A 9,411-nucleotide genomic window follows, 5' to 3' on the forward strand; every position below is an offset into this window, starting at 1 on the left:
GGCAAGCCTGGCTCCTACAGCGCGAAGAACGATGACGCGGTGCAACAGGTACACCGCGGCGTCTGGTTCGCCGGCAAGCCTGGCTCCTACAGCGCGAAGAACGATGACGCGGTGCAACAGGTACACCGCGGCGTCTGGTTCGCCGGCAAATCGGATCGCCGCAAAGCGGGCCTATACATGGGGAAGGTGGGGGCGCCGTGACGTAGCGACCCCGCCAGGTGAATCAAAGCTTCGGCAACTGCCCGATGCGGCTCATCATCTCGGTCACGATTTGCAGGTCAAGCAGGAACTGCTCGGTGGTCTTGAACTCGTTGTCGTTGTGACCGGTGTATTTGACGTCCGGCATGGCCAGGCCGAATTGCACGCCGTTGGGCAGTTCGTGCACCGAGGTGGCGCCGGCGGAGGTGCCGAACTTGTGCTCCATGCCGAGGTTTTCGCTGGCCACGGCGAGCAGGGCCTTGACCCATTCACCCTCGGGATTGCGGTACATCGGCTCGGCGATGGAGAAGTCGAAGGCCGGTATAATGTTGCTGTTCTTGCTCCAGGCATCCAGTTTCGTGGCGATTTCGGATTTCAGTACTTGCGGGGATTTGCCCTTCGGTACTCGCAGGTTGACTGCAAGCTTGAAGGTTTTGTCATCCATCCCGACATAAGTCAGGGAGGTGGTGAGCGGGCCCATGAACTCATCGGCGAAACCCACTGCCAATTTACCCCCCAGGTAATCCAGCCCCCAGTTGTCGGCGGCGTAGCGGGCGGCGTCGGTGATGTGGTTGTGCTTGAGCGCGACCTTGCCGTCGAGGCTGTTGATGAAGTCCAGCATCCTCGCCACCGGGTTGATGCCGGACTCGGGTTCGGAGGAGTGGGCGGACACACCAGTGACGGTCAGCATGACGTCATTGCCGACCACCTTGGCGGCGACGTCGAAGTTGCCACCCTTGCGCATGGCGTACTCTGTACCGGCCTTCTGCAGGCTGGCCGCCAGTTCTGCGGGATTGTCCGCCACCAGGGTGGCGACCGAGGTCGACGGAATCTGGTTGGTCGCCAGGCCGCCTGTCATCGCAGTGATTTCAGCGCCCTTGCCTTGAGCCTTGCGCTTGGCGAAGCTGGCCATGACCGTGCCGTAGCCTTTCTCGGCAATCACCACCGGGTAGCCGCCATCCAGCGCCAGGTTGTAGTTGGGCGTCGGGTTGCGTTCGAAATAATAGGGGATGGCGTCGCCCGTGGTTTCTTCGGTGGTGTCTACCAGCAGCTTGAAGTTCCTGGCCAGCGGCAGCTTCTCTTCCTTGATGACCTTCATGGCGTAGAGCGTGACCACGATGCCGTTCTTGTCATCTTCCGTACCCCGGCCATACATGCGATCGCCCACCAGGGTGACCTTGAATGGATCGAGACGGGTGCCATCCTGCAGCACCCAATTCTCTGGCGTCACCGGCACCACGTCGGCATGGGCGTGAATGCCGACGACTTCATCACCAGCGCCTTCCAGGGAAATTTCATAAACGCGGTTGTCGATGTTGCGAAAGCTCAGGTTGAACCCCTGGGCCAGGCCCTTGATCTTCTCGGCGATCTTGATGAACTCGGGATTGTCGTGTTGGGCAACGCCGTCCACGCGCACGGTCGGGATGGCTACCAGTTCACGCAGGGTTTGCGTAGCCGCGCTGCCGTATTTCACCCGTGTGTAGAGGCCAAGCAGGCGATAGATCTGGTTTTGCTGCTCAGGGGACAGTGTCTTGTTATCGAGGAAGGCACTGATGGCCGTGCCAAGATCGTCAGTCTTGGCGATATCGCGCTTGGCCAGGCTTTTCAGGAACTGGCGGAAATCCTTTACCGAGGTATCGCTGAACGTCTTGAGGATGATCGCATTCTGTTGCGGGGTGATGTTGGCCTGTGCAGCGTTGGTGAACGAGGACAGGCTGGCGACCACCAGGGTAGCTGCGGCCAGGTGCTTGAGTGAAAAGTCCATTGCTGGGGGCATTCCTTTGCAGGTGTCTTGTAGGAAATATCTGATCGTTAGATCAGAAACATCCGCAAGCTAACACTGCGAGGGAGAGGTGGGGAGCCCCTGAAGTGGGATCTGTCGCACAGAAATGCAAAAGCGGCGCAGATATGAAAACCGCGCATGACGAACCACCATCGCCCGCGAGACGGTTCCTACAGGGCCGTTTTTGTCCCACGTTTGCTGGTGCCTGCAGGCTTGCGCTTGGCCGGCTTGCGTTTGTTTTTCCAAGGCGTTGCACCGCGCCCGGCAGGGCTGGCGGGGCCGCTGATGGTGAGGCTCAGGCCGGCGCAGCGACTGACTTGCTTGCTCATCCAGGCAGCCTGTTTGGTGACGAACTCGTCCAGGCTCATTTCCCCGCTCTGCACCATGTCCAGGGCCTGTTCCCAGATGGCGGTGGTGCCCGGGTCGGCAATGGCCCGCGGTACCGCATCGATCAGGCTGAAAGCGGCCGGGGTCGCGGCAAGCGCCTTGCCGTTCTTGATCAGGTAGCCACGGTCGAACAGCCCCTGGATGATCGAGGCTCGAGTCGCTTCGGTGCCGATGCCGGTGGTGTCCTTGAGTTTTTGCTTGAGCAATGGATCTTCCACCAGTTTGGCGACGTTCTTCATGGCCTTGATCAGGTCGCCTTCGGTGAAGGGTTTGGGCGGTTGTGTCCAGAGGTCCTTGAGTTGCACGTCAGCCACCGCGCAATCAATGCCTTCCCTGAGGTTGGGCAGGGTTTGCGGCGCGGGTGCTTCGCGGCCCTTGGCGGGTGCAAGGGCTTCGGGCAAGGCGCGTTTCCAGCCAGGTTCGACGATTTGCTTGCCGACTGCACGCAAGGCCTCGCCAGCGCAATCGAAGTCGGCCTGGGTGCGGTCGAACTCGTGGTTGGGCAGGAACTGCGCCAGGTAACGGGCGCGGATCAAGGTGTAGACCGCGCGTTGCTTGCCTGCCAGGCGTTCGAGGTTTTTTGCCGCGGCGGTGGGAATGATGCCGTGGTGCGCGCTGACCTTGGCATCGTTCCAGGCCCGTGAACGACGCTGGGGTTCCAAATAATCGTGCAAGGCATTCAGTGCCGGGTCGGCCTGGCGTAGCGCCGCCAGGATGCCCGGTGCTTCGCTGTGCTGGCTGAGTGGCAAGTAGCCGCAGTCGCTACGCGGGTAGGTGATGACCTTGTGGGTTTCGTAGAGCGCCTGGGCGATGTCGAGGGTTTCCTGGGCACCGAGCCCGAGCTTTTTCGAGCAGACTTCCTGCAAGGTGCCGAGGTCGAATGGCAGCGGCGCCACTTCGCGCATCCGTTCGGTGCGCAGCTTGATGACCCTGGCGCTTGCGGCGGCAAGCATGGCCGCTGCCGCTCGTTGCGCCAGCGCCTGATTCAGGCAGCGATCCTGGTCGTCGCACACCTCGGAGGCGGCTCGCCATTGTGCTGTGAAGGCGGTGCCGTCGTGCAGCAACTGCACCTCGACAGCCCAGTAGGGCACGGGCACGAAGGCAGCGATGCTGCGGTCGCGATCCACGACCAGGCGCAAGGTAGGCGTCTGCACCCGGCCGACCGGCAGGACACCCTGGTACCCGGACTGGCGTCCCAACAAGGTGAATAGCCGACTCATATTCATGCCGATCAGCCAGTCGGCCCGGGAGCGCCCCAGCGCCGAATGGTAAAGACTGAAGGTCTGCGCACCGGGCTTGAGGGCGGCGAGGGCCTTGCGGATCGAGGCATCGTCCAGCGCCGACAGCCACAATCGCTGGATCGGGCCGCGATAGCGGCAATGCTCCACCAGTTCCCTGGCGATCATTTCGCCCTCGCGGTCGGCGTCGGTGGCAATGACCAGTTCGCGTGCTTCGCCGAGCAGGCGCTTGACCACCTTGTATTGGCTGGCCGTGCGCGGCTTTACGGTCATCTTCCATTGGTCGGGAATGATCGGCAGGTCTGCCAGTACCCATCGCTTGTAGCGCGCGTCATAGGCATCCGGGGGCGCGGTTTCCAAAAGGTGGCCGATGCACCAGGTCACTGTGACGTCCGTTCCCAGCCAGCAGCCGTCGCCACGTCGCCGCGCGCCGAGGACGGCCGCAATGTCTTTGGCCTGGGAAGGTTTTTCACAGAGGTAAAGCCGCATAACCACCATCGTCGATCAATGTGAGCAAGTGCACAGGATGGCGTGAGAGGAGCGCGAGAGCAATCTTTATCTGTATGGATGTACAGTTTTTACGTTGCGTTTGATTGCGCAGGCCGTTTAGCTGTGAGGCCATCGTTATCGGGGAATCTGAGTTATACCTGATACGTCGTAGTCTCAGGTTTTGGGGTCGCTGCGCGGCCCAACGCGGGCAAGCCACGCTCCTGCAGGTCAACTTCTGTCATGAGGATTGTTTTCCATGAAAAGCTCCGGTCCCAGCCCTGTCATCACCATCGCCGAGCAGCCAGGCTGCCTGTTGGTGAAGTTCCACGGTATCCAGGTGGCTGCATCTTCACGTGCGTTGGTGCTATTGGAAGCCAATTACCCTCCGGTGTATTACGTCCCGCGAGAAGACATCGACGAGAGATATTTCGCCCGCACCGACCACACCAGCTATTGCCCGTACAAGGGCGATGCCAGCTATTTCAGTTTGCAGGTGCCGGGACATGAAGGGGCTAATGCGGTGTGGAGTTACGAGAATCCGAAAGTCTCGGTTGCACAGATACGCGAATACATGGCGTTTTATCCAGATCAGGTGAAATTTGAGCTCGTTGAACTCGACGAGTGAGTCGCCATTGCCATTAAAAGATCGCAGCCTGCGGCAGCTCCTACAGGGGAACGCATTCCAGGGTAGGAGTTGCCGAAGGCTGCGATCTTTTGATTTTCAATCAGTTCTTATCCAGATCGACGTTACGTGTCTCTCGCAGGCACAACATCCCCACCACCAGGCTCACCCCGGTGATCAGCACCGGATACCACAGCCCATAGAAGATGTCGCCGGTGTACACCACCAGGGCAAATGACACGGTCGGCAGGAAACCGCCGAACCAGCCATTACCGATGTGGTAGGGCAGGGACATCGAGGTGTAGCGGATACGGGTGGGGAACAGTTCGACCATCAGCGCCGCCAGCGGGCCGTAGCACATGGCGGAGATGATGATCAGCGCGACGATCAGGGCCACGATCATTGGTTTGTTGATCTGCTGCATGTCGGCCTGTTGTGGGTAACCCGCCAGGGTCACCGCGCCACGCAGGGCGGCTTCGTCGAAACCGTCGATCTTCATGTCACCGACGCTGACCTGCACATCGCTGCCGGCCGGGGCTGCTGCGCTCTGGTACGGCAGGCCTTGCTTGACCAGGAAGGTCTTGACCTTGTCGCATGGGCTGTCGAATTTCGCCTTGCCTACCGGGTCGAACTGGAAGGTGCAGGTGGCCGGGTCCGCGAGCACGGTAATCGGCGCCTGGCGGCTGGCCTGGTCGATGGCCGGGTTGGCGTAGTGGGCCAGGGTCTTGAAGATCGGGAAGTACAACACGGTGGCGAGCAGCAGGCCCAGCATGAGTACCGGTTTGCGCCCGACCTTGTCCGATAGCCAGCCAAAGAAAATGAAGAAGGGTGCACCGATGGTCACACTGACGATCAGCAAACCGTTGGCCACTGCGGGGTCCATTTTCAGGAACTGGGTGAGGAAGAACAGCACATAGAACTGCGCAGCATAGAAGGTCACCGCTTGCCCGGCGTTGATGCTGAACAGGGCGATCAATACCACCTTGAGGTTTTCCCACTTGCCGAAGGAATCGCGGATCGGCGACTTGCAGAGTTTGCCTTCCTCTTTCATTTTCACGAACGCAGGCGACTCGTGCAGGCTCAGGCGAATCCAGGTCGAGATGCCCAGCAGGATGATCGAAAACAGAAACGGAATGCGCCAGCCCCAAACTTCGAACTGATCGCCCGTGAAATAGCGGCAACCCAGTACCACCAGCAGCGACAGCAACAGGCCCAGGGTGGCGGTGGACTGGATCCAGCTGGTGTGGAAGCCACGTTTGCCCATCGGCGCGTGCTCTGCCACGTAGGTCGCGGCGCCGCCATATTCACCACCCAGTGCCAGGCCCTGGAGCATGCGCAGCACCACGAGGATGATCGGCGCGGCGATGCCGATGCTCGCGTAATTGGGCAGCAGGCCGACGCAGAAGGTTGCCAGGCCCATCAGCACGATGGTGGCGAGGAAGGTGTATTTGCGCCCGATCATGTCGCCCAACCGGCCGAACACCAGGGCGCCGAATGGCCTGACAATGAAGCCGGCGGCGAACGCCATCAAGGCAAAGATGAACGCGGTGGTGTCGTTGACCCCGGCGAAGAACTGTTTGCTGATCACCGCCGCGAGGGCGCCGTAGAGGAAAAAGTCATACCACTCGAAAACCGTCCCGAGCGACGAGGCGAAGATGACTTTCTGGGTTTCCTGGCTGGTGCCCGCGCTACGCACGGCTTCCAGGGGCTGAACGTGTTCTGACATATCGGTATCCCTCACAGTGATTGTTTTTGTTGTTCCACTGTCGGCGCTTTCCTTGTGGGCGGGCGCCGCGTTTATCCATAAATCGGGGTGTACCCGTTACCCGTAGGAGCGAGCATGCTCGCGATGCACCTGAGAGCACCGCGGGGTGTCAGGTTTCCAGCGTCATCGTTGACGGCCATCGCGAGCATGCTCGCTCCTACAGTGTCCGTGCAGGGTTCACGGGTGTGTGGCCAGTTCCTTTTCCGGGGTGATGCTCCTTGTGTCGGGGTTGAGGATCAGTTGTGCAGCCTTCTCCGCGATCATCAGCGTAGGCGAGCAGGTGTTGCCCGAGGTGATGCGCGGCATGATCGAGGCATCGGCGATGCGCAGGCCGGGAATGCCGTGCACGCGCAGTTCTGCATCGACCACCGCGTCCGCGTCGCTGCCCATGCGGCAGGTGCCGACCGGATGGAAAATCGTCGTGCCGATCCGCGCGGCGGCTTCATGCAGCTGTTCTTCGCTCTGCAGGCTGTCGCCGGGCAGGTACTCGACCGGTTTGAACGCCCTCAGGGCCGGCGCGGCAACGATGCGCCGGGTCAGGCGGATGGCATCGGCGGCGACCCGCAAGTCTTCCGGGTGGCTCAGGTAATTGGGCTGGATCAGCGGCGCTTGTTGTGGATCGGCAGAGCGGATCTGCACCGTGCCCCGGCTTTGCGGACGCAGATCGCAAACCGATGCGGTGAAGGCCGGGAAGGCGTGCAACGGCTCACCAAAGCGCTCCAGCGACAGCGGCTGCACGTGGTACTCGAGGTTGGCCGAGGTTTGCTCGGGCCCTGAACGCGCAAAGGCCCCCAACTGACTCGGCGCCATCGACAACGGACCGCTGCGGTCATACAGATAACGCAGGCCCATGCCCATCTTGCCCCACAGGCTGCCGGCGATTTGATTGAGCGTTCGGGCATTCTCCAGCTTGTAGATCAGCCGCAGTTGCAGGTGGTCCTGCAAGTTGCCGCCAACGCCGGACAGTTCATGGACTACACCGATGCCCAGGCGCTGCAGCAGTGGGCGAGGGCCGATGCCGGAACGCTGCAGGATGCTCGGTGAACCGACGGAACCGGCGCACAGGACGATTTCCTTGCGCGCCTTGAAAGTCTTGGCCTGGCCCTGCCAGCGGGCGCTGACCGCCGAAGCACGAGCGTTTTCCAGCATTACGCGGTCGACCTCGACACCGGTCAGCACCGTCAGGTTGGGGCGCTGGCGGATCGGTTTGAGAAAGGCCTTGGCTGCATTCCAGCGGATGCCCGCCTTCTGGTTGACCTGGAAATAGCCGCAACCTTCGTTATCGCCCTGGTTGAAGTCGTCGATGCTGGCGATGCCGCTTTGTTCGGCGGCGCTGCGGAAAGCATCCAGAATCGGCCAGGACAGGCGCTGGCGTTCAACCCGCCAGTCGCCGCTGGCGCCGTGAAACGTTGACTCGCCGGCAAAATGGTTTTCGCTCTTCTTGAACAACGGCAGCACGTCTTGCCAACGCCAGCCAGGGTTGCCGTCTGCCGCCCAGCCATCGTAGTCGCCGGCCTGGCCGCGCATGTAGATCATGCCGTTGATCGACGAACAGCCGCCCAGTACCTTGCCGCGTGGGTAACTCAGGGTACGACCTTGCAAGCCCGGTTGCGCCTCGGTCTTGAAGCACCAGTCGGTTCGCGGATTGCCGATGCAGAACAGGTAGCCCACCGGGATGTGGATCCAGGCGTAATTGTCGCGACCGCCGGCTTCGAGCAGCAGCACGCGGTGTTGCGGGTTGGTCGACAGGCGATTGGCCAGTAAACAGCCGGCCGGCCCGGCCCCAACCACGATGTAGTCGTATTCATCAAGGGAAGCGTGCATCCCTGACCTCGCTTGTTGTTCTTGTTGGGGACCATCCTAGTTGTTAGCTTTCGTTAAAAGAATGTTAGTTTTTACCCAGCTACTGTTCGTTTTTAAACAACGCTGACCAAGGGATGGACGATGTTCGACTGGAATGACCTGCGGTTCTTTCTCGAGCTACAGCGAAGCGGGCGTTTGCTCACTGCTGCGCGCCGTTTGAACACCACCCATGCCACCGTGGCGCGGCACATCGAGGCCGTTGAAAAGAACCTGGGCACCGCACTGTTCGTGCAGCATGCCCAGGGGTATGAGCTGACCCCGGCGGGCGAAGCATTGCTCAAGCACGCCGAGGCGATGGAGAACGTCGCGCTGCTGGCGCAGGAAGAAATCACCCAATCCACGGCGCCGCTGGGCAAGATCCGGGTGGGGGTGACGGAAGGGCTGGGCATCATGTTCCTTGCCAGCCGCATGAACGGACTGTTCGAGCGCTACCCCGGACTGGAAGTGGAGCTGGTGGCGGTGCCGCGCTTTGTCAGCATTATCAATCGCGAGGCGGAAATCAGCATCCACCTGGAACGCCCGGCCGCCGACATGCTGGTCACGCGCAAATTGGCGGACTATCGCCTGGCGCTCTACGCCAGCCAGGACTACCTCGACCGCTCCCCGGCGCTGCGCAATCGTGAAGACCTGGGGCGCCATGCCTGGATCGGCTACGTCGACGATTTGCTGTTCAGCCAGGAATTGATGTTCCTCAACAGCTTCTGCCGCAACCCGCAGGTGGTGTTCCACAGCACCAGCGTCATCGCCCAGCAACAGGCCGCGCGCGCAGGTCTTGGGATCGCCGTGCTGCCGTGCTACATGGCCAGTGCCGATCCTGGCCTTGTGCCGTTGCTCCCCCAGGAGAGCATCCTGCGCAGTTACTGGATCAGTACCCGTCGCGAGTTGCACAAGTCGGTGCGGTTGCGAGTGATGTGGGATTACGTGGTGGAGTTGTGTGAGCGTGAGCAGGAGCTGCTGCTGGGCCCCAACCCTCCCGTGATTTAACGGTGCCTCGGATACCACTGTAGGAGCTGCCGCAGGCTGCGATCTTTTGATTTTTCAAGATCAAAAGATCGCAGCCTGCGGC

At 61.1% G+C, this 9,411-nt stretch carries 7 protein-coding genes; 3 read left to right on the forward strand and 4 right to left on the reverse strand.

The features are described 5' to 3' along the window. Nucleotides 1-201: hypothetical protein (locus AC3WWR_RS23665; protein ID WP_492599121.1), on the forward strand; the 201-nt coding region annotated here is incomplete at its 5' end. A gap of 22 nt (nt 202-223) precedes the next feature. Here the strand turns inward: AC3WWR_RS23665 and AC3WWR_RS23670 are convergent. Both AC3WWR_RS23670 and AC3WWR_RS23675 read right to left on the reverse strand, forming a co-directional pair. Next, the gene (locus tag AC3WWR_RS23670; protein ID WP_033042011.1) at nt 224-1,963 is read right to left on the reverse strand and encodes a dipeptidase; all 1,740 of its coding nucleotides are present in this window, start codon (nt 1,961-1,963) and stop codon (nt 224-226) included. Between the two features lie 188 nt (nt 1,964-2,151). Continuing rightward, nucleotides 2,152-4,095, reverse strand: coding sequence for a DNA topoisomerase III (locus tag AC3WWR_RS23675; protein ID WP_492599122.1), 1,944 nt, complete (start codon nt 4,093-4,095; stop codon nt 2,152-2,154). Between the two features lie 256 nt (nt 4,096-4,351). Here AC3WWR_RS23675 and AC3WWR_RS23680 point away from each other — a divergent pair, with 256 nt between their 5' ends. Beyond that, entirely contained in the window at nt 4,352-4,720 is a 369-nt protein-coding gene (locus tag AC3WWR_RS23680; RefSeq protein WP_033042012.1) for a DUF427 domain-containing protein, read from the forward strand. Nucleotides 4,721-4,820: 100 nt separating this feature from the next. On the opposite strand, the gene AC3WWR_RS23685 is transcribed toward AC3WWR_RS23680, so the two are convergent. Beyond that, nucleotides 4,821-6,443: an MFS transporter gene (locus AC3WWR_RS23685; RefSeq protein WP_020798534.1), complete on the reverse strand. Its 1,623-nt coding sequence runs from the start codon at nt 6,441-6,443 to the stop codon at nt 4,821-4,823. 216 nt (nt 6,444-6,659) lie between these two features. After that, complete coding sequence (locus AC3WWR_RS23690) at nt 6,660-8,306, reverse strand: GMC family oxidoreductase (protein WP_020798533.1); 1,647 nt, start codon at nt 8,304-8,306, stop codon at nt 6,660-6,662. Between the two features lie 120 nt (nt 8,307-8,426). Between AC3WWR_RS23690 and AC3WWR_RS23695 the strand changes: the two genes are divergently transcribed. Continuing rightward, entirely contained in the window at nt 8,427-9,329 is a 903-nt protein-coding gene (locus tag AC3WWR_RS23695) for a LysR family transcriptional regulator (RefSeq protein WP_492599123.1), read from the forward strand. The last annotated feature ends 82 nt before the right edge of the window (nt 9,330-9,411 follow it).

This window comes from Pseudomonas sp. EB271-G4-1, assembly GCF_058791355.1.

Coding starts and splice junctions, on each gene's coding strand:
- AC3WWR_RS23690 (WP_020798533.1), bottom strand. CDS start 8,306: ATGCACGCTTCCCTTGATGAATACGACTACATCGTGGTTGGGGCCGGG.
- AC3WWR_RS23670 (WP_033042011.1), bottom strand. CDS start 1,963: ATGGACTTTTCACTCAAGCACCTGGCCGCAGCTACCCTGGTGGTCGCC.
- AC3WWR_RS23680 (WP_033042012.1), top strand. CDS start 4,352: ATGAAAAGCTCCGGTCCCAGCCCTGTCATCACCATCGCCGAGCAGCCA.
- AC3WWR_RS23685 (WP_020798534.1), bottom strand. CDS start 6,443: ATGTCAGAACACGTTCAGCCCCTGGAAGCCGTGCGTAGCGCGGGCACC.
- AC3WWR_RS23675 (WP_492599122.1), bottom strand. CDS start 4,095: ATGCGGCTTTACCTCTGTGAAAAACCTTCCCAGGCCAAAGACATTGCG.
- AC3WWR_RS23695 (WP_492599123.1), top strand. CDS start 8,427: ATGTTCGACTGGAATGACCTGCGGTTCTTTCTCGAGCTACAGCGAAGC.